17 protein-coding genes are annotated in these 19,366 nt (G+C 72.5%); 6 read left to right on the plus strand and 11 right to left on the minus strand.

Translation table 11 applies throughout. The annotated features are described in order from the left end of the window. Positions 1-28: 28 nt before the first annotated feature. The gene (locus G6W55_RS11140; protein ID WP_175520644.1) at positions 29-1,096 is read left to right on the plus strand and encodes a hypothetical protein; all 1,068 of its coding nucleotides are present in this window, start codon (positions 29-31) and stop codon (positions 1,094-1,096) included. Between the two features lie 75 nt (positions 1,097-1,171). Further along, positions 1,172-1,372, plus strand: a complete 201-nt coding sequence (locus G6W55_RS11145) for a hypothetical protein (RefSeq protein ID WP_175520645.1) — start codon at positions 1,172-1,174, stop codon at positions 1,370-1,372. Between the two features lie 22 nt (positions 1,373-1,394). Here the strand turns inward: G6W55_RS11145 and G6W55_RS11150 are convergent, their stop codons facing one another. From G6W55_RS11150 to G6W55_RS11175, 6 genes are read right to left on the minus strand one after another with little or no spacing between them, the layout of a single operon-like run. Further along, on the minus strand, positions 1,395-4,421 hold the full coding sequence (locus tag G6W55_RS11150) for a glycoside hydrolase family 38 C-terminal domain-containing protein (protein WP_175520646.1): 3,027 nt from the start codon (positions 4,419-4,421) through the stop codon (positions 1,395-1,397). Between the two features lie 31 nt (positions 4,422-4,452). Beyond that, a complete protein-coding gene (locus G6W55_RS11155) occupies positions 4,453-6,471 on the minus strand; it encodes an endo-beta-N-acetylglucosaminidase (protein WP_175520647.1) in 2,019 nt (672 codons plus the stop codon). Next, entirely contained in the window at positions 6,468-7,724 is a 1,257-nt protein-coding gene (locus G6W55_RS11160) for a glycosyl hydrolase (protein ID WP_217686781.1), read from the minus strand. Before G6W55_RS11160 ends, G6W55_RS11155 begins: the two co-directional genes overlap by 4 nt. Before the next feature lie 33 nt (positions 7,725-7,757). Further along, the gene (locus tag G6W55_RS11165; protein WP_175520648.1) at positions 7,758-8,666 is read right to left on the minus strand and encodes a carbohydrate ABC transporter permease; all 909 of its coding nucleotides are present in this window, start codon (positions 8,664-8,666) and stop codon (positions 7,758-7,760) included. Then, the gene (locus G6W55_RS11170; protein WP_175520649.1) at positions 8,663-9,562 is read right to left on the minus strand and encodes a carbohydrate ABC transporter permease; all 900 of its coding nucleotides are present in this window, start codon (positions 9,560-9,562) and stop codon (positions 8,663-8,665) included. Before G6W55_RS11170 ends, G6W55_RS11165 begins: the two co-directional genes overlap by 4 nt. A gap of 4 nt (positions 9,563-9,566) precedes the next feature. Next, entirely contained in the window at positions 9,567-10,853 is a 1,287-nt protein-coding gene (locus G6W55_RS11175; RefSeq protein ID WP_175520650.1) for an ABC transporter substrate-binding protein, read from the minus strand. A 194-nt stretch (positions 10,854-11,047) separates the two neighbouring features. Between G6W55_RS11175 and G6W55_RS11180 the strand changes: the two genes are divergently transcribed. Together G6W55_RS11180 and G6W55_RS11185 are read left to right on the plus strand one after the other, a co-directional pair. Continuing rightward, complete coding sequence (locus G6W55_RS11180; protein WP_175520726.1) at positions 11,048-12,103, plus strand: LacI family DNA-binding transcriptional regulator; 1,056 nt, start codon at positions 11,048-11,050, stop codon at positions 12,101-12,103. A gap of 164 nt (positions 12,104-12,267) precedes the next feature. Next, a complete protein-coding gene (locus tag G6W55_RS11185; RefSeq protein WP_175520651.1) occupies positions 12,268-13,488 on the plus strand; it encodes a S1 family peptidase in 1,221 nt (406 codons plus the stop codon). Between the two features lie 61 nt (positions 13,489-13,549). On the opposite strand, the gene G6W55_RS11190 is transcribed toward G6W55_RS11185, so the two are convergent. Beyond that, positions 13,550-15,217, minus strand: coding sequence for a sigma-70 family RNA polymerase sigma factor (locus G6W55_RS11190; protein WP_175520652.1), 1,668 nt, complete (start codon positions 15,215-15,217; stop codon positions 13,550-13,552). Positions 15,218-15,414: 197 nt separating this feature from the next. On the opposite strand from G6W55_RS11190, the gene G6W55_RS11195 reads away from it, so the two are divergent. Further along, on the plus strand, positions 15,415-15,810 hold the full coding sequence (locus G6W55_RS11195; protein ID WP_175520653.1) for a hypothetical protein: 396 nt from the start codon (positions 15,415-15,417) through the stop codon (positions 15,808-15,810). Positions 15,811-15,959: 149 nt separating this feature from the next. Continuing rightward, entirely contained in the window at positions 15,960-16,889 is a 930-nt protein-coding gene (locus G6W55_RS11200; protein WP_175520654.1) for a dihydrodipicolinate synthase family protein, read from the plus strand. A gap of 26 nt (positions 16,890-16,915) precedes the next feature. Here G6W55_RS11200 and G6W55_RS11205 read toward each other — a convergent pair whose 3' ends face one another. The 4 genes from G6W55_RS11205 to G6W55_RS11220 all read right to left on the minus strand — a co-directional run bounded on the left by G6W55_RS11205 (position 16,916) and on the right by G6W55_RS11220 (position 19,341). Then, a complete protein-coding gene (locus tag G6W55_RS11205) occupies positions 16,916-17,716 on the minus strand; it encodes a VOC family protein (protein WP_175520655.1) in 801 nt (266 codons plus the stop codon). Between the two features lie 122 nt (positions 17,717-17,838). Next, complete coding sequence (locus G6W55_RS11210) at positions 17,839-18,342, minus strand: lamin tail domain-containing protein (RefSeq protein ID WP_175520656.1); 504 nt, start codon at positions 18,340-18,342, stop codon at positions 17,839-17,841. Positions 18,343-18,450: 108 nt separating this feature from the next. Further along, positions 18,451-18,786 (minus strand): hypothetical protein, encoded by a 336-nt coding sequence (locus G6W55_RS11215; RefSeq protein ID WP_175520657.1) that lies wholly within the window; start codon positions 18,784-18,786, stop codon positions 18,451-18,453. 78 nt (positions 18,787-18,864) lie between these two features. Continuing rightward, positions 18,865-19,341, minus strand: coding sequence for an SRPBCC family protein (locus G6W55_RS11220; RefSeq protein WP_175520658.1), 477 nt, complete (start codon positions 19,339-19,341; stop codon positions 18,865-18,867). Positions 19,342-19,366: the final 25 nt, after the last annotated feature.

A 19,366-nucleotide genomic window follows, 5' to 3' on the forward strand; every position in this document is an offset into this window, starting at 1 on the left:
GCTCCCGCCGTACGACGGAGGTGACCGCATGGCCGGTACCGGATCAGGGGCGATGGGCAGCGGATACGGCCGTCACTCCGCCGCCCAGCACGCCGGGCTCCGGGCCGCCGTCGGCCTGCTCGACCGCGCCCTGGCCGCCGCCCCCGTGCCCGCCGACGACCGCGCCTTCCGGGTGGCCGACCTCGGCTGCGCCTCGGGGACCAACGCGATGGAGCCGATGGCCCGCACCGTCGCGGCCGTGCGCGCCCGCCGCCCCGGCACACCCGTGTGGGTCACCCACACCGACATCCCCGCGAACGACTTCGGCGCGCTCTTCGCCACCCTGACGGGACCGTCGTCCTACGCCCGCGTCCCCGGCGTGCACGCCTGCGCCCAGGCGCGCTCCTTCTTCGAGCCGCTGTTCCCGCCGGGCGAACTGCATCTGGCCTGGTCCTCGATCGCCGTGCACTGGCTGTCCCGGGTCCCGCTGCCGATCGCCGGGCACATCTACGGCTCCCGGGCGCGGGGCGCCGCCCGGGAGGCGCTGCGCGGGCAGTCGGCGCGGGACTGGGACGTCTTCCTGAGTCATCGTGCCGACGAACTCGCGCCGGGCGGCCAGCTCGTCGTGGTGGGCGGTGCCGCGACGGACGACGGACTCAGCGGCGCCGAGGGCCTGTTCGACCTGGCGGTGGAGGAACTGGCCGCTCTCGTGGACCAGGGGATGCTGACCGGCGAGCAGGTGGCGGCGATGACCGTACCGACCTGGAACCGCACCACGGCCGAGTTCACCGCCCCGCTGCTCTCCGGCCCGTTCCGGGACCGGTTCCGGCTGGAGGAAGGGGAGTTCGTGGTGCTGGACGACCCGATGTGGGAGCGGTACATGGCCGACGGCGACCTGGAGGCGTACGCGGACGAGGTGGCGGCCTCGTTCATGGCGGCCTTCGGCCCCTCGCTGTTCTCCGGCATCCCCGAATCCGCCGCGGCGGCCGCGCGGTTCACCGAGGGGCTCACCGCACGGGTCCGGGACCGGCCCGACGAGGGAGCCGCCCGCTGGCGTGTCCAGGTGCTGCGGGCGACCCGCCTCGGCCATTCGGATGGGACTCGCGCCGTGGCGTGACGGGCGCGCGGACAGCGGGCGTTCCCGCGTCTAGGTTCGGGCGCTGTCCGATTCGCTCGCCGAAAGGTGCCCCCCATGCGTGCTGTCCGTTCCGGTCTGACCGCCCTCGCCACCTGCGCCCTCGTCCTCGTCGCCGGTGGCACCGCGGGTGCCGGGGTGTCCGTGGACGACTCCTCGGCCCCCTCGGTGACCATCGTGTTCGGCGACTGGGGCCAGTTCGCCGGGGACGACGTGTTCAACGCCGGCCACGACAACACGGTCGGCTCGAACAACTGACGTACGCCCCCGGCGGGTTCGGCTACGCCCTTCGCAGCCTCAGCGTCACCAGTTCGAACGGCCGCAGTCCTACGGTGATCCGGTCGCCGTCGGCCTCGGGCGCGGGGGCGTCGGGCAGGGGCCGTTCGAGCAGGTCGGTGACGGTGGCGCCGGCGAGGCCGAAGCCCGTCGTGAGCGTGGCCCGGACGCGGCCGCCGTGGGCCTCGTGGAAGCGCACCACCACGTCGCCGCTGCCGTCGTCGGCGAGTTTGACGGCCGTGACCACCACCTGGTCCCGGTCGACGCTCACCAGCGGGGCGACGGCGTGGGCGCCGGTGACCGTGCGCGCGGGCAGGTTGAGCCGCCAGCCCTCGCGCACGGCGTCGCCGATCGTCGCCCCGGGCACCAAGGCGTGCCGGAAACGGTGCACGCCCTGGTCGGTCTCGGGGTCGGGGAAGCGGGGCGCGCGCAGCAGGGAGACCCGCAGCGTCGTGGTGGTGCCGCCGTCGGCGCCGGGTTCGTCGCGGACCGCGCGGGTCACGTCGTGGCCGTAGGTGGTGTCGTTGACGACGGCGACGCCCCAGCCGGGCTCCTCCAGATGCACGAACCGGTGGTTGCACGCCTCGAAACGGGCCGCCTCCCAGCTCGTGTTGGTGTGGGTGGGCCGGTGGACGTGCCCGAACTGGGTCTCGGACGCGTACCGTTCGGCGTGCACGTCGAGCGGGAAGGCGAGCTTGAGGAACTTCTCCGTCTCGTGCCAGTCGACCTCCGTGTCGATCACCAGCCGCCGTTCGCCGGCCGGCAGCGACAGCACCTGGACGGCCCGGGACGCGCCGAAAGTCCGGACGATCCGCACGGACGCGCCGTCCTCCCCCGCCACGACCTCGTCGGCGTCGGTGAGGTCGGTGACGGTGTTGCGGTAGAACTCGTCGACGTCCCAGGCGTCCCACATGTTCGGGAAGTCGGGGTGGAGCTGGAGCAGGTTGGCGGCCCGGCCGGGCGCGACGGTCTCACGGTCCGCCTCGATGTCGTGGACGGACACGACGAGTCCGCGGGCGTCGATCTCCACCCGCAGCAGCCCGTTGTCCAGGACGTGTCCGCCGTCGGGGCGGGCGGCGAGGGTCGTACGGCCGTGCGCGACGGGGGTGTTCGCACCACCTGCCGGGACGCCGTCGCGGGCGTGCGGGGCGGCGTTGAAGACGAGCGGGGTGGTGCCCTCGCCGGCCAGGGACCGCTGGGCCGCCTCGATGATCGCGGTGAGTTCGGCGGCCACGCGGGCGTAGGTCGCCCGGGCCTCGCGGTGCACCCAGGCGATGGAGGAGCCGGGCAGGATGTCGTGGAACTGGTGGAGCAGCACCGTCTTCCAGATGCGGTCCAACTCGGCGTAGGAGTAGGGGAATCCGGTGCGGACGGCGGCGGTGGCGGCCCATAGTTCGGCCTCGCGCAGGAGGTGTTCGCTGCGGCGGTTGCCCTGTTTGGTGCCGGCCTGGCTGGTCAGGGTCGCCCGGTGCAGTTCGAGGTACAACTCGCCTACCCAGACCGGCGGTTCGGGGTGTTCGGCGCGGGCCTTGGCGAAGAAGGCGGCCGGGGTCTCCCAGGTGACGGTGGCGGAGCCCTCCAGGTCGCGGAGCCGGGCCGCCCTGGCGACCATCTCGCGGGTGGTGCCGCCTCCGCCGTCGCCCCAGCCGGTGGGTGCGAGGGAGTGCCGGGCCACGCCCTTGTCCTTGAAGTTGCGGGCCGCGTGGGCGATCTCGGCGCCCTTCATGGAGCAGTTGTAGGTGTCGACGGGCGGGAAGTGCGTGAAGATCCGGGTGCCGTCGATGCCCTCCCAGCGGAAGGTGTGATGGGGGAAGCTGTTCGTCCGCGACCAGGAGATCTTCTGCGTCAGCAGGTAGCGGGAGCCGGCCGCCTTGATGATCTGCGGCAGGCCCGCGGCGAAGCCGAAGGTGTCGGGCAGCCACGCCTCGTCGTTCTCGATGCCGAACTCGTCGAGGAAGAACCGTTTGCCGTGCACGAACTGACGGGCCATCGCCTCCGAGCCCGGCATATTGGTGTCGGACTCCACCCACATCCCGCCGGCCGGCACGAACCGCCCGTCCGCGACGGCCTTCTTGACGCGGGCCCACACCTCGGGCCGGTGCTCCTTCACCCAGGCCCACTGCTGGGCCTGGGACATGGCGAAGACGAACTCGGGTTCGTCGTCGAGGAGAGCGGTCATGTTGGCGGTGGTGCGGGCCACCTTGCGGACCGTCTCGCGCAGCGGCCACAGCCAGGCGGAGTCGATGTGGGCGTGGCCGACGGCGCTGATGCGGTGCGCCGAGGGCACGGCGGGTGCGGCGAGAACGGCGGCGAGCCGGGTGCGGGCCCGGGCCGCCGTACCGCCCACGTCCTGGAGGTCGACGGCGTCCAGGGCCCGCTCGACGGCGCGCAGGATGTCCCAGCGGCGGGCGGACTCCACCGGCAGTTCGGCCATCAGCTCGCCGAGCACCTCCAGGTCCAGGACGAGCTGCCACACCGTCTCGTCGAAGACGGCGAGGTCCATCCGGGCGAGCGTGTACTGCGGTGCGTCGCCGGCCGTCTCCTTGTCGCCCAGCGGGGTCGGCAGGAAGGGGTGGTAGTCGAGGATCACCGGATTGGAGGCGGCCTCGATGTGCAGCCGCACCTCCTCGCCGCCCGCGACGGGCGCGCCGATACGCACCCACTGGTTGCGCGGGTTGAGGCCCTTCACCGGTGTGCCGTCGGGGCGGTAGACGAGGCCCTCGCACTGGAAGCCGGGCATGTTCTCGTCGAATCCGAGGTCGAGGACCGCCTCGACGGTCCGGCCGGCCCAGGCTTCGGGGACCGTCCCGGTGACCCGGAACCAGCTCGTCCCCCAGGGAGCACCCCAGCGGGCGCCCACCGCGATCGGCTCGGGCTCGGCCGCCAGTCCCTCGGCGACGGGCACGGGCTCGCCGGGCGCGTGCCACACGGCCACGTCCAGCGGCACCGACTCCGGGTACACGGCGGGTCGGAGGCGCTCGTCGAGGACGCGCTTGAGCCGGGCCTCGACCAGGCTGCGGTCGTCATGCATGCGGGGTGCTCCAAGGTCAGGGACGGACGGGTTACCAGGTGTGGGTCACGGCGGCGGGGGCCGACGCTGTGTACAGCTCCCCTACGGCACGCAGTTCGAACCGTGTCGTCCGCTCCCCGTCCTGCGGGGCCAGCCCGCCGACGAAGTACGCCGTCTGGCAGGTGGCGCCGAGGAAGCGCCGCGTGCCGTCGGGCAGGACGCGGTGCAGGGTGTGATGCCGTACGTCGTCACGGGCGCCGCCGTCCCAGGCGAGGCGCAGGTCGCCGCCGGCGGCCGCGGTGATGCGCAGCCCGGTGGGGGCGGCGGGGGTGCGGGGTGCGTCGTGGACGGCGATCCCGCCGAGCCGCCAGGCCACCGGGCCGCCGGTCGCGGTGAGCCGGACCCCGACCGCGTGCACGGTCCCGGACAGCCCGTCGAGCGCCACCACCGAGGTCCGCCAGCCGCCGCCCTCCCCCGCCGCCGGCGGGAGATAGGTGTACGGCGGTGGCGTGCCCGGTGTGTCGGGGTCGGCGGTGGCCACGGCCAGTTCGACGGTGACCGTGCCGGAATCGGTGCGGTGGGTCAGCTCGACCACCGTGGAATCGCCGAGCGGCAGCCGGGTGGCGTAGAGGTCGAGCACCACCGGTTCGTCCAGGGTGCCCGAGACGAGGACGCTGCTGCCGCCGCGCCAGGCGTCGGTGAAGTCGAAGGCGACGGCGGGCCGCGCCCCGGCGGTGCGGACGGCCCACTGCCGGGAGGGCAGCCGGTCCTGGAGTCCGAGATGGTTCCACGGGGTGCCGGAGGTGACCGTGCCCTCCTCGTACCAGCGCAGTCCGTGGCCGGTGTTGAAGACGCTGGCGAACGGCAGGGCCGTCACGGTGGAACGGTCCGCGACCGACACCGCGGGGGCCCGCCAGGGGTCCGTGCCGTCGGGGCGGGAGGGGTCGCCGGAGCGTCCGGTCCAGAACCGGTCGTCGGCGGCGTGGAAGGCGGCCGGTCCCCTGCCGCCCGCGGGCAGGTGGTTGCGCGTCCACTCGGGCCGGTAGAGGCCGAGGGACACGACGTGCGGCTTGTCCCTGGGCACGATCGCGTCCCAGTTCACAGAGCGGTTCGAGCCGTTGGCCTCGACGTCCACGCCCGCCCACAACGCGTAGCGGCTGCGGCCGAGTTGTTCGGCGCGCTGTCCCGAGGAGACGAGGGAGGACGCGGACCAGCGGAAGTCCACGAACAGGTCGTCGGCCGACTGGAAGAACGCCTGGTTCTGGGCGTTGAGCGCGCCCTGCCAGCTCACCGTGCCGTTGACGGTCATCGAGTCGTACCAGGTGACGCGCTGCCCGCGGGCGGCGGCGAGGGCCTTCAGCTCGGTGAGGAAGCCGAGCATGGCGGTGGCCAGCGCGCTGTTCCCGCCGCCGGTCTCGGCGTTGACGAACCAGCCGTCGAAGCCGTACGCGGCGGCCACCTTCACGAGCTGCGCGGCCAGCGGGTAGTGGCCGCTCGTGTCCCGCTGGACCAGGTCACGGGTCCACTGGAGTTGTCCGCCGTAAGCGACGGGCGGCAGGAAGATGGTGCCGAGGACGGGTACGCCGTGCCGGTGGGCGGCGTCCACGACGGGGGCGTTCGGGGCGAGGATCAGGCCCTCGCCCGAGGAGCCGCCCCAGAACACCAGCTCGTCGACGTAGGCCCAGTGGGTGAAGGCGTAGTGGTCGGCGGTGGCCGAGCCCTGGGAGGGGTTGGCGGAGGTGGGTCCGAAGGAGACCAGGGACTGGATGCGGGCCTGGTCCGCGCGGGCGGTGGCGTTCGCGGGGGTGGGGGTGAAGCGTGGCGCGAGGGGTACGGAGGCGGCGTTGAAGGCGAGGTCGGTGTCGTCCTCGGCGGTCCAGCTCTTCAGGCTGCGCCAGGTGATGCCGGTGCCGGGGGTGCCGGCGGGCAGGGAGTCGGGGTACCAGTAGGCGGCGTACGGCGGGGGCACGGCTGCCTGCCGTGGGGCGGCGCCCGCGGCCGGTGCGGGGACCAGGGCGGCGGCTCCGGCCGCGCCTGCGGCGAGCAGGACGGTGCGTCGGGTGGGGTTCACGAGCGGGTGCCTCCTTGTGGGGTGGGGAGTACCTGATCGGGTGGGACGACCTCGGTGATGCCGCGCCGGGCGAGATGGGCGCGGTCGGCGGCGCGGGTGTCGAGGACGGTGGTGGGGCGGGCGCCGTCGGCGGTCAGCCGGAAGAACGCGTCGTAGACGGGGCCGCCGGGGGCGCAGGCCGAGCGGCGGGCCGGGTCGGCGGGGACGACGAGCGCCGTGGTCCGGGGGGCGGGCGCGGGCGCCGGTGCGGAAGCCGCGCGGGCCAGCGCGAGGGCGGTGTCCTTCGGCTTGCGTTCGTTGGTCAACAGGCCGAGCCCGTATTCGAGTTCGGGGAAGTCGGCGAGCTGCCGGGACACGTCGTGGGAGCACCACCAGGTGATGCCCCACAGGTCGGGGCAGTCCAGCGCGTTGCGCACGGTCGCCTCGGTGAAGGCGGCGGCGTGCTCGGCGGGGACGAGGGGGGCGGGCGCGCCGACCTCCTGGAGCCAGACGGGCCGGTGCGGGTCCTCGGCCCACGCCTTGCTGAGTTCGACGAGGTAGGCGGCGTGGTGCTCGGCCGGGACGGAGGCGCGGCCGTGGCGCTGGGCGGTGCCGTTGAACACCCAGGAGTGCACGGCGGTGACCGCGCCGCGCCGGGCGGCCTGGGCGGGCAGGAACGGCATGTCGTCCTGGTACCAGGTCGCGTCGTACTCGGCGTGCAGATGCAGCCGGCCGGGGGCGCCCTCCTCGCAGGCGGCGAGCATGCGCTCCAGCCAGGCGTCGATCTGGTCGCCGGTGGCCCGGTCGGGGTCGGGGTGCGGTCCCGCGGAGAACTGGTTGACCTCGTTGCCGAGGGTCATGCCGAGGAAGTTGGGCAGATCGGCGAGGGCGGCGGCGAGGGTGCGCAGGTAGGCGGCCTGGGCGTGCAGGACGTCGGGGTCGGTGAAGAGGTTGCGCCGGTGCCAGGTGCGGGTCCAGGCGGGGAGGAAGTCGAAGCTGCTCAGGTGCCCTTGCAGTCCGTCCACGTTGACGTCGAGTCCGCGTTCCCCCGCGGCGACGGCCAGGGAGCGGAGCTGGGCGACGGCGCGGGGGCGGATCAGGGTGCGGTTGGGCTGGAAGTACGGCCAGAGCGGGAAGACCCGGACGTGGTCGAGGCCGAGGGCGGCGACGGAGTCGAGGTCGGCGCGGACGGAGTCGAGGTCGAAGTCCAGCCAGTGGTGGAACCACCCTTCGCTCGGGGTGTAGTTGACGCCGAAGCGCACGGCAGGAGGCATGCGGAGTCCCTTGGACGACGGGAGAGTGACCGTTCAGCCCTTCACGGCGCCCTCGCCGACCCCGCGGAAGAAGTACCGCTGGAGGCAGGCGAAGAGGACGATCAGCGGGGCGACGGCGATGACGGTGCCGGCGGCGACCAGGCGTTCGTCGTTCGCGAAGGTGCCGTGCAGATAGTTGAGGCCGATGGTCAGGGTGAACTTGGAGGGGTCGCTGAGCACGATGAGCGGCCACAGGAAGTCGTCCCAGGCGCCCATGAAGGCGAAGATCGCGACGACGGCGAGGGTGCCCTTCACCGACGGCAGGGCGATCCGCAGGAACCGCTGCCAGACGTTCGCGCCGTCGACGAACGCCGCCTCCTCGATCTCGTAGGGCAGGTTGAGGAAGGCGTTGCGCATCAGCAGGACGTTCATGGCGCCGATGCAGCCCGGCAGGACCACGCCCACGAGGGTGTTGTTCAGGCCGAGTTCCCGCATGGTCGTGAACTGGGCGATGATGATGGCCTCGACGGGGACCAGCATCGCGAGGACGAACGCGAGGGTCGCGGCCCGGCGGCCCCGGTAGCGCAGCCGGGCGAGCGCGTACCCGGCGAGGGCCGAACCGGCGCAGTTGGTGACGACGTTGGCGGTGGCGACCTTGAGCGAGTTCAGGGCGTAGTCCCACACGGGGACGGTGTCGGCGACCCGTGTGTAGTTGTCCAGGGTGGGATCGGCGGGCAGGAAGGCCGGCGGGGAGCTGTAGATGTCCTCGGTGGGTCCCTTGAGGGACGTGGAGAGCTGCCACAGGAACGGTCCGACGGTCAGGGCCAGGACGGCCAGCAACAGCAGGTAGCGCAGGGCGAGTTCGCCGACGCGGACGCGGCGGCCGTGCTCGTCGGTGACCCGGGGCGCGCGGGCGGCCGCGGGCGGGGTCGTGGCGGGCCGGGTCTTCTCCAGGACGCTCACACCCGTTCCTCCTTCCGGTCGGCGCGCAGCACGAGCAGCATCAGGGCGACGGTCACGACGAACACGACGACCGAGAGGGCGGAGGCGTAGCCGACGCGGCCGGTGAGACCCGTGCCGGTGCGCTGGACGAGCATGACGAGCGTGGTGTCCTCGCCCGCCGGGCCGCCGCTGGGCCCGGCCATCAGGTACACCTCGGAGAACACCTTGAAGGCGGCGACCGAGGACAGCGCCCCGACCAGGACCATGGTGGAGCGGACGGCGGGCACGGTGACCGTGAGGAAGCGGCGCACCGCGCCGGCGCCGTCCACGGCCGCGGCCTCGTGCAGTTCACGGGGCACTCCGGCGAGCGCCGCCAGATAGATGATCATGTAGTAGCCGAGGCCCTTCCACACCGTGACGGTCATGGCGCTCAGCAGAAGCAGCCACTGGTCGCTGAGGAAGCCGACCCGGCCCGCCCCGACCGTCTCCAGCAGCGAGTTGACCAGGCCGCGTTCGTCCAGCAGCCACACCCAGATGAGTCCGACGACGACGATCGAGGCGACGACCGGGGTGTAGAAGGCGGACCGGAAGAAGGTGATGCCGGGGATGTTCTTCTGCACCAGGAGCGCGAGCAGCAGCGGCAGCACCACGAGGGCCGGGACGACTCCGAGGACGTACAGCGCACTATTGCGCAGCCCGATCCAGAACATGTCGTCGTCGAGCATCTCGCGGAAGTTGGCGAGGCCCACGAAGCGGCCCGGGATCAGGGTGCGGCGGTCGGTGAAGGAGTCGGCGAGCGTGGACAGGAACGGCCAGAGCACGAACGCGCCGGCGACCAGCAGTCCGGGGGCGGCGAACAGCCAGGGGCTGATGGGGAGTTGGCGGCGGATCCGGGAGGGGGCGGGGTCGGCGGCCATCGGCCTAACCCTGCTGCCTGAGCAGCGTGTCGCATTGCTTGACAGCGTTGTCCAAGGCTTCCTTCGGGCTCTGCCGGCCCTGGAGCGCCTTGGCGACCTCGTTGCGCAGCGCGGTCTTCATCTGCTCGCTGAACAGCACCGGGGTGTAATTGACGGCGTTCTTCAGCGACTTGGCGGCGGCGATCCGGACGCGTGTCTCGTCGGTGCCGTCCTCCTCGGTGAAGTACGGGTCGTCCAGGGAGCCCGCGGTGCTCGGGAAGATGGCGACCTGCCGGGCGAACGACATCTGCCGCTGGGCGTCGGTGACATGGTGGGCGAAGGCGACGGCGGCGGGGGTGCGCTTGCTGCGCGCGTTCACCATCACGCCCATCACGTACATGTTGACGTGGCCGGTGCTGGTGATCTGGTCGGTGATGCCGATGTTGTCGTAGAGGCTCGGCGCCTGCTTCTTGAAGTTGCCGAGGTCCAGGGCGCTGCCGGGGTTCATGGCGACGGCCCCGGTGAGGAACTTCTTGCCCGAGGACTCCGGGGTGGCGGTCAGCGCCTGCGGGTCCAGGGCCTTGGCGTCGTACAACTCCTTGTAGCGGGTGAGGAGTTCGACGCCCTTCGGGTCGTTGAAGCGGAAGGCGGTGCCGTCGTCGTCCATGAGGGGGACGCCGTAGCGGCCGAAGTCCTCGATGGTGGGGACGTTGGCGAGGGTGGCCACCTTGCCGTCGCTTCGGTCCGCCAGTTCGAGGGCGTCGGTGAAGAGGTCGTCGTAGGTCTTCGGCGGCTGCTCGGGGTCGAGTCCGGCCTGCCGGAAGAGGGTCTTGTTGTAGAAGAGGGGCCCGGTGTTGAGGTACCAGGGGAAGGCGTACGTGCCGCTCAGACCGGGGACTTGATGGCTGGCCCAGGCGCCCTCCAGGTACTCCTTCTCGTACGTGCCGGCCGCCTTGTCGAGGTCGAGGGCGAGGCCCGCCTTGGCGAGGGGGGCGACGAGGTCGGGCGAGACGTTGACGACGTCCGGAAGGGTGCCGCCGGCCGCGTCCGCGCTGATCTTGTCGGCGTAGCCCTCGGCGGGCTGGTCGATCCACTTCACGTGCGTGCCGGGGTGCTTCTTCTCGAAGTCGGCGATCACGCCCTCGAAATAGGGCTTGAAGTTGGCGCGCAGGTTCCAGGTCTGGAAGGTGATGTCGCCCTCGACCTTGCCGGAGGCGTCGGCCGGGCCGCCGTCGTCGCCGGAGCCGCAGGCGCTCAACGGCAGGACGACACAGACGGCGGCGGCGATCAGGGCTCTGCGGGAGATGTTCACGGTGTACGGCCTCCGTTGCTGGGGAGTTGAAGCGGCAATGGGCCAACGAGGCAGACCCTGCACGCCCGTTGACCGGCCCGTCAATGCCGTGCGCCGAGCTAATTTCATTAGTCGCTTATGCGCATTAGGGTGCTGAGCTGAAGCGCATTAGTGCATACTGGCCGGGAATTGCCGTGGGAATGGGGGAAACCACTGTGCCGGGAAAGCGCTCGCCGGTCCGCCGGCCCACCATGCGGGACATAGCGGAGCGGGCGGGGGTCTCCCAGAGCGCGGTCTCCTTCGCGCTGAACGGCCGTCCGGGGGTCTCGGAGATCACCCGGGACCGGGTGCGCCGGGTCGCCGAGGAGCTGGGCTGGCGGCCGAGCACGGCGGCCCGCGCCCTGTCCGGCGAGGGCGCGGCCACGGTCGGCCTGGTGCTGGCCCGCCCGGCGCACACGCTCGGCGTCGACTCGTTCTTCCTCCAACTCGTCTCCGGGATCCAGGAAGTGCTGGCGGAGCGTCACCTCGGGCTGCTGTTCCAGATCGGGCACGACGTCCACGAGGAGTGCGCGGTGTACCGGCGCTGGTGGGCCGAGCACCGGGTGGACGGTGTGCTGGTCGTCGACCCGTGCCGGGACGACCCGCGGCCCGGCCTGCTCGACGAACTGGGGCTGCCCGCGGTGGTGATCGGCGGCGCGCCCGACGAACGCCACCCCGGTCTGTCGGCGGTGTGGGCGGACGACGCGGGGGCGATGGCGTCGGTGGTGGACGAGCTGTACGCGCTCGGGCACCGGCGGATCGTGCACATCGCCGGGCTGCCGGACCTCGCCCACACCCGGCGCCGGATCCGCACCCTGCGCGCGGAGGCGGAGCGGCTCGGGCTGACCGAGGTGCGGTCGGTGCCGACCGACTACTCGGACGCGGCGGGCGCGGCGGTCACCCGGCGGGTGCTGGGCGGCACCGCTCCCCCGACCGCGCTCGTCTACGACAACGACGTGATGGCCGTCGCCGGTGTCGCGGCCGCGGCCGAACTCGGCTTCTCCGTACCGGCGGACGTGTCGGTGGTGTCCTGGGAGGACTCCGCGCTGTGCCGCATGGTGCAGCCGTGGCTGTCCGCGCTGTCCCGGGACAGTGTGGAGTTCGGGCGGACGGCGGCGCGCGCCCTGCTGGCCCTGCTCGACGGGGGCCCGGCGGAGACGGTCCGGGTGCCGGTGCCGGGGCTGATCGCGCGGGGCAGCACGGGCGTCATGCGCCCGGGACGCAGCACTTGAGGATGTTTTGTCCTCCCCTTCGTTGAAAACCCTCCGCATCCGCGCCGCATTGGCATAGACCTGACACCCGGGCGCGGCTAGGCTCTGCCGCGCCACATTTGAGAGCGCTCTCACTCATCGGCTGTTCCAACCCCCACTCACTGGAACGACGAAGGGCAACTCCCATGAGACGCACCAGACTCAAGCACATCGGCGTGACGGCGGTCCTGCTGCTGGCCGGACTCGGCGGGGCGGGCACGTTCCCCGCTTCGGCCAGCGGCAGCGAGGCGTCCGCCACCGCCTCCGCCGCCTCCACCACCTCCACCGCCTCCGCCACCTCCGCCGCCTCCACGACCGACACCGCGTCCGTCTCCGCCGGTCTGCTCGGCGCGATGCAGAAGGAGTTCGGTCTCTCCGCCGAGGAGGCGAAGGCCCGGCTCGCGGCCGAACGGACGGCGACCGCCCTCGAACCGAAGGCCCGCGGCACCGCGGGGGCCGCGTACGCCGGCTCCTGGTACGACGCCGAGGCCGGACGGCTGACCGTGGCCGTCACCCCGGACGCCTCCCGCACGACCCGCGCCGCGCTGAGCGAGGCGGGGGCCGCGGTCCGCCTCGTCGAGCACAGCGCACGCCAACTGGACGCGGTCCGCGGCCGCGTCGACAAACTCGCCGCCCCGTCGGCCGTGGCCGGCTGGCACGTCGACCCGCAGGCGAACTCCGTCGTCGTCTCGGTCGTCCGCGGCAAGCTCGCCGACAACGATGTCCAACGCTTCCTGACCCGGGCCCGCGCCGCGGGACCCGTCACCGTCGAGACCGTCGCCGGCGCCCCGGGCACCTTCGCCGCGGGCACCGTCGGCGGCGACCCGTACTACACGGGCAACGTGCGCTGTTCCATCGGCTTCTCGGTCCACGGCGGGTTCGTCACCGCCGGTCACTGCGGTCAGGCCGGGGCGGGTGTCAGGGGCTGGGACGGCTCCTACATCGGCAACTTCCAGGGCTCGTCGTTCCCCGACAACGACTACGCCTGGGTGAACGTGGGCAGCGGCTGGTGGACCGTACCGGTGGTGCTCGGCTGGGGCACGGTGTCCGACCGGCTCGTGCGCGGCTCGGCCGAGGCGCCGGTGGGCGCGTCGATCTGCCGCTCGGGTTCCACCACGCACTGGCACTGCGGCACCGTGCTGGGCAAGAACCAGACGGTCAACTACGCCCAGGGCGCGGTGCATCAGATGACGAAGACCAGTGTGTGCGCCGAGGGCGGCGACTCCGGCGGGTCGTTCATCAGCGGTGACCAGGCGCAGGGCGTGACCTCGGGCGGCTGGGGCAACTGCTCCAGCGGCGGCGAGACCTGGTTCCAGCCGGTGAACGAGATCCTCAACCGGTACGGGCTGACCCTGCACACGTACTGACGGCAGGGCGCGACCGGGGGGGTTCCGTGGCCTCGGCCTCGGAACCCCTCCCGTTCCCGGCTCAGAGCTTGGCGCCGAAGTTCTGCGTCCACCACGGGCCGCCGGAGCCGTTGTGGATGCCCACGCCGATGTTCTTGAAGGAGCAGTTGAGGATGTTGGCGCGGTGGCCGGGGCTGTTCATCCAGGACGTCATCACCGACTCGGCCGTCTGCTGGCCCTTGGCGATGTTCTCTCCGTAGGTGGACCAGCGGTAGCCCGCGTCCGTGATGCGCTGGCCCGGGTCCTCGCCGTCGGGGTTGGTGTGGTCGAAGAAGTCACGGGCGGCCATGTCCTCGGAGTGACCCTGGGCCGCCGCGCGCAGCAGGCTGTCGTCGGTGAGCGGGCCGCAGCCCGCCGACGCGCGCTCCTCGTTGACCAGCGCGATCACCTGCGCCCCCAGACCGGACGGCCTGCTGCCCGACTGGGTCTCCTTGTCGCCCGAGGAGGTCTTCTGCGGCTCGGCCTTCTTCTCCGTGGCGGGCGTGCTCTTCTTCTCCGTCCGGGCGCTCGGGGAGGCGCTCGCGCTCGGCGACTTGGACGGGGACGGCGAGGCCGACGCGGAGGCCGACGGCGAGGGGGACGCGGACGCCGAGGCGGAGCGGTCGCCGTCGGGGGTGGGCTCGTCCGTGACGACCGTGCCGTTCGCGGGCAGGGCGGCGGTGCCCTCCTTGGTCCCGCCGCCCTCCTGGATGCCGAAGTAATACAGGCCGCCGCCGACCACGCAGACCGCCACGACCGCGCCGCCCACCGCACGGCGCCGCACCCGCCGCCGTCGACGGGCCTCGCCGCGCGAGAGACCCTGCTCCCCCGCGGACCGGTGCCGGCCCGGCACGGAGGAGACCCCGTCGACCTCGGCGGCGAGCGTGGTCGACGCCCCGGCCAGGGCCACCGTGTCGGCGGTGGCGGACGGCATCCGCGCCAGGAGCGCGGACGAGACGGCGACCAGCGCGAGACCGGCCAACAGGCCCTCGGCGGGCATCAGTCCGCTCCACAGCCCGGAGCAGCGTACGCAGCCGCGCGCGTGCCGTGCCACCCGCTTGCGGTACAGCGCGGAGGGCCGGCCGTCCCAGCCGGCCAGCTCGCCCTGGAGTTCCCGGCACGGCGGCTGCGCGTCCAGCGCCCGTACGACCACCCGGGCCGCTTCGAGCTGGGCCTTCATCCGCTGCACGCGGACCGCGGTGTGCTGCGGGGAGAGGTCGAGCGCCTGGGCGATCTCGGCCCGGGTCAGTTCACCGGCGCACTCCAGCCACCACAGGGACAGCAGGCCGCGGTCGTCGGGCTCCAGCCAGCGGGTGGCGCGCGCGGTCTCCTGCCGCTGCCCGGACAACTGGAGCTGGACGAGGGTCAGATCGACGAAGTCGGCGCCCGGGTCGGCGACGCCCTCGGCCTCGTCGACGCCGCCCTGGGCGGGCTGGCGGCGGTGCCAGTGGGCCCGTATCTGGTTCATGGTGATGGCCACGAGCCAGGAGCGGAAGCTCTCGGGGGAGCGCAGGCCGCCCAGCGAGTCGAGGGCCTTGAGCATGGTGTCCTGCACGACGTCGTCCACGTCGACCGAACCGTTCAGCGCGCGGCCCACGATGTTGTAGACGAGCGGGAGGTACGCGCCGACGAGCGCGTCCTGGGCGGAGGGGTCGCCCGCTCGGGCGGCGCTCACCAGTGCCGCCGGGTCCGTCGTGTGCCGTGTGCTCATCGCTGCTTCCCTGTCGTCGATGCTGTCCGTCTACGAGGGGAGATCCGGGGACCGGCGGCGGATAACAGTTCTTCGGAAACTCCTGCGGGGGCAGACTCCCTGTGCGAACGTCATCACCGCTATGAGGGCGGTCACATTCGGCTCTGACCTGCCAACTCGCCCTGTCCGCTTCGACCGAAGGGCCGTAAATGACGCGCATGCCCGCTCCCGCCCGGTGGACCCGCGGCCTGTTGGCCGCCCTCGTCCTCGCGGCCGCCGGCTGCGCGCTGCGGCTCGGGGCCGCGGCGGTGACGTTCGAGACGGGGGCGCTGGGCGCGCCGTTCCTCGCGCTGCTCCTGCTCGCGGCGGCCGGGTGCGTGCTGACGGCCGGGGCGGCGCTGGTGGTGTCGCTGCGGTTCACCGAGGGCGGTACGGCGGTGCGGACCGGGGCGCTCACCGTCGGCTGGGTGACCGTTCTGGGCAGTCTGGCCGCATTTCTGACGTACGACCATGTAGGGGCCGTCGGTATCGGGTGGGGCGCGCTCGTGGTGGCGCTGTCCGGGCACCGGGAGACCAGGGCCTGGTTCGAACGCGGCCGCCTGCTCGCGTCCTGACTGCGAGGGCGGGGGCGCATTCGGCGGGACGTCCGGCCGCCCTCTCGGCCACGTCACGCCCCGCACCTTGTTTTTGTTGTCACCATCTGCCCCAGGAGGACGAGGCGACCGAACGACCTCGTACGCGCGAGCCAGCCCTGGGAGCACCGATGACCCTGCCCGCCCCGCTGACCGGAGTGATCCCGCCCGTCTGCACACCGTTAACCCCGGACCGCCGGCTCGACGTGCCCTCGCTGCGCCGGCTGGTCGACCATCTGACGGCCGCCGGGGTGGACGCGCTGTTCGTGCTCGGCTCGACCTCGGAGGCCGCGCATCTCACCGACCGGCAGCGCCGGCTGGTGACCGAGACGGTGGTGGCGCACACGGCCGGGCGGCTGCCCGTGCTGGCCGGGGCGATCGACATGACCACACCCCGCGTGCTGGACCACGTCGAGACGGCCGCGGCGGCGGGCGCGGCCGCCGTGGTCGTCACCGCGCCCTTCTACACCCGCACCCACCCGGCCGAGATCGCCCGCCACTTCCGGCTGATCGCGGCCCGCAGCCCCGTCCCGGTGCTCGCCTACGACATCCCGGCCGCCGTGCACACCAAGCTGCCCGCCCGGCTCGTCCTGGAGCTGGCCGACGAGGGCGCGCTCGCCGGGCTCAAGGACTCCAGCGGCGACCTGGCCGGCTTCCGCGAGGTCGTCCACGGCGCCCGCTCGCTCCCGGGGTTCAGCGCCCTCACCGGCTCCGAACTGACCGTCGACGCGGCCCTCGCCCTCGGCGCGCACGGCGCGGTCCCCGGCCTGGCCAACGTCGACCCGGACGGCTACGTCCGCCTGACCCGCCTCTGCCGCTCCGGCGACCTGGAACGGGCCCGGGCCGAACAGGAGCGCCTGTGCGCCCTGTTCGCCATGACGACCGCCCCCGACCCGACCCGCATGGGCCCCACCTCGGCAGCGATCGGCGCCTTCAAGACGGCCCTGCACCTCCGCGGCATCATCGACTCCCCGACAACGGCCGACCCCCAGATCCCCCTGACCCCGGAGGAAACGGAAACGGTCGCCAAACATCTGGCGGGGGCGGGGCTCCTTCCGTAACGGTCAGCCGGGGCACGGTCGGCGCCTCAGGTCGAGGTGGGTGGCTGGGCGGCCAGGAGGACGAAGTCTGCGTTCCAGGGGTCGAGGCAGACGGCCAGGCGGCCGACGTCGGGGACGTCTTCGGGGCCCATCTGGACGCTGCCGCCGTTCTCCGTGACCTTCGCGACCGCGGCGTCGCAGTCCTCGACGCCGAAGACCGGGTGCCAGTAGGGGCGGCCGTCGGTGAGGGTGAGATTGACCTCGGTCATCTCCATGACGCCGCCGTGCATCCGCTCCTCGGGCAGTCCGGCGGGGGTGATCAGGTCGTACTCGCCCGCGTCGCCCTGGAGGTCCATGGCGTCGAAGATCCAGCCGAAGACCTCGCCGTAGAACTCCTTCGCGGCGGCCGCGTCGGTCGTGTACAGCTCGACCCAGGAGAGGGAGCCGGGGGCGTCGACCAGGTCCACGCCCTTGGTCGTGCCCGGCTGCCAGGCGGCGAACTGGCCGCCGAGCGGGTCGCTGAACTGGGCCATCCGGCCCCATTCGTCGAGGTCCGTCGGCGGCACCCGGACGGTGCCGCCGAGGCGCTCGACGGTCTGCGCGGCGGCGTCCGCGTCGGGGACGCTGTAGTAGATCATCCACGCCGGGCGGGCGCCCTCCTCGGTGAGTTTGCCCAGCCCGGCGACGATCTTTCCGTCCTTGCGGAACATACCCCCCTCCACCCCCTCCCCCATCGGCTCGTACTCCCAGCCCAGGACCGCGGCGTAGAAGGACGCGGCGGCCCGGACGTCGGGAGCGCCGAGGTCGAGCCAGCAGGGGCTGCCCGGGGCGAAGTCGGTGGTGATCATGGGGGTTCCCTTCACGGAGCGGTCCTCCCAGCCTGACACCGGGGTGCGGCACGCGCCCGTCAGGTGCGCCTGAGCCGGGCGGACGGCTCGTCATGAAGGGGTACGGAGACCCCCGTGGTCCGTCAGCCGTGGTAGTTGATGTACCCGTTGCCGTCGGCGTCGTTGGCGCGCTTGGTGTACGAGTGCACGTCGGCGCGGGCCCCGCCGGGCTTCAGCAGGTAGATGGTGTCCTTGTCGTTGTTCCAGATGAAGTTGCAGTTCTGGCGGTAGACGACATTGCCGGCGTCGGAGTCGGTGCCCCGGCCGCCGCGCAGCTTCACGTAGTCCCCCGGCTCCAGCTTGTGGGAGGCAGTGAAGGTGAACTTGTTCCCCGTGGCGTCCTTGACGACGTACCCCTTGAGGTTGACGGTCGCGGTCCGCGAGTAGTTCTTGATCGTCAGGTACTCGTTCTTGGTATTGCCGCCCGAGCAGCGGTTGGAGTCGGTGCCCGGGGCGTCGTACTGGACACCCTTGACCTTCAGCGCGGACGTGTACTCGGCGGCCTGGGCCGGCACGGCGGTGACCACGGCGAGCGTCCCGGCGGCGGCAGCGGCGGCCGACACGGCGAAGGCACGGCGTATGGACATGAGGATTCCCCCCTCATTGGTGCGAGTGAAGCGTGAGGAGCCTACCCGAGGTGATCAGGGGGTGTACGCCGTGTGAGGAAATCGTGAAGGCGGGGGCCTCCGGTCCGTTCATTCCGGGTGGGCCACCGCCTCCCGCTGAAGCTGTACGGCGGCCGGCAGGCTCAGCGTCGGCTCCGCGCGGCGCAGCGCCTTCACCGCCGCGACCGAGGAGATGTCCCCCTCGAAACCGGCCGCCGCGAGCCGCGCGCGGACCCACCGGGCGCGCAGCCGCGGCCCGTCGGCGCCGACGGTCGACTCCACGAGCACGGCGGCCCGTTCCAGCCCCGGCCGCTCCTCCGGCGACGCCGACGCGAGCGCCTCGCGCAGCGCCGCGGCGACCACGTCCGCGTCCCGGATCGTCAACACCACGTCACTCGTCCGGCTCAACCCCAGGAATCCTGTCATGCACGGCATCCTGGCCGCCGAATTCCTTGCCTGCCAAGGGACTTGAGGAGCTTCAGAGGGTCGGGCGCCCCGCCCCGCTCACTGCACCGAGCCCGGGTCCCCGGGACGGATACGGCCGCGCCAGGCACCGGACCCGACGTCGCGCTGCTCGACGTACTCCTTGAACCGGCGCATGTCGCCCTTCACCCGGCGGCCGATCACACCGGTCAGGTCCGCGCCCTTCTCGGCCATACCGGTGGGCTCGACGTCCATGGTGAGTTCCACGCGCGTGTGGGTGTCGTCCAGGCGCTCGAAGCGGACCGAGCCGCGCTGCCGGGTGTCGCCGTCGACGGAGCGCCAGGTGATCCGGTCGTCCGCCAACTGGTCGACGATCTCGGTGTCGAACTCGCGCCGTACCCCGCCGATCTTCGTCGTCCAGTGGTTGTGCCGGTCGTCGAGCTGCCGCACCTCCTCGACACCCTCCATGAAGTTCGGGAACTCCTCGAACTGCGTCCACTGGTTGTAGGCCGTGCGGACGGGAACGTCCACGTCCACCGCTTCCTTCACCGTGCTCATCTGTTCCTCCTCGCCTGTGGTCCGG

The sequence above is a fragment of the Streptomyces sp. CAI-85 genome (assembly GCF_013363615.1).
Classification (GTDB): domain Bacteria; phylum Actinomycetota; class Actinomycetes; order Streptomycetales; family Streptomycetaceae; genus Streptomyces; species Streptomyces antibioticus_B.

Bases quoted from the DNA above. Each gene is read 5' to 3' on its own strand.
- G6W55_RS11185 (WP_175520651.1), top strand. From the start codon at position 12,268: ATGAGACGCACCAGACTCAAGCACATCGGCGTGACGGCGGTCCTGCTG.
- G6W55_RS11170 (WP_175520649.1), bottom strand. From the start codon at position 9,562: ATGGCCGCCGACCCCGCCCCCTCCCGGATCCGCCGCCAACTCCCCATC.
- G6W55_RS11145 (WP_175520645.1), top strand. From the start codon at position 1,172: ATGCGTGCTGTCCGTTCCGGTCTGACCGCCCTCGCCACCTGCGCCCTC.
- G6W55_RS11205 (WP_175520655.1), bottom strand. From the start codon at position 17,716: ATGATCACCACCGACTTCGCCCCGGGCAGCCCCTGCTGGCTCGACCTC.
- G6W55_RS11210 (WP_175520656.1), bottom strand. From the start codon at position 18,342: ATGTCCATACGCCGTGCCTTCGCCGTGTCGGCCGCCGCTGCCGCCGCC.
- G6W55_RS11140 (WP_175520644.1), top strand. From the start codon at position 29: ATGGCCGGTACCGGATCAGGGGCGATGGGCAGCGGATACGGCCGTCAC.
- G6W55_RS11150 (WP_175520646.1), bottom strand. From the start codon at position 4,421: ATGCATGACGACCGCAGCCTGGTCGAGGCCCGGCTCAAGCGCGTCCTC.
- G6W55_RS11195 (WP_175520653.1), top strand. From the start codon at position 15,415: ATGCCCGCTCCCGCCCGGTGGACCCGCGGCCTGTTGGCCGCCCTCGTC.
- G6W55_RS11160 (WP_217686781.1), bottom strand. From the start codon at position 7,724: ATGCCTCCTGCCGTGCGCTTCGGCGTCAACTACACCCCGAGCGAAGGG.
- G6W55_RS11190 (WP_175520652.1), bottom strand. From the start codon at position 15,217: ATGAGCACACGGCACACGACGGACCCGGCGGCACTGGTGAGCGCCGCC.
- G6W55_RS11220 (WP_175520658.1), bottom strand. From the start codon at position 19,341: ATGAGCACGGTGAAGGAAGCGGTGGACGTGGACGTTCCCGTCCGCACG.
- G6W55_RS11200 (WP_175520654.1), top strand. From the start codon at position 15,960: ATGACCCTGCCCGCCCCGCTGACCGGAGTGATCCCGCCCGTCTGCACA.
- G6W55_RS11215 (WP_175520657.1), bottom strand. From the start codon at position 18,786: ATGACAGGATTCCTGGGGTTGAGCCGGACGAGTGACGTGGTGTTGACG.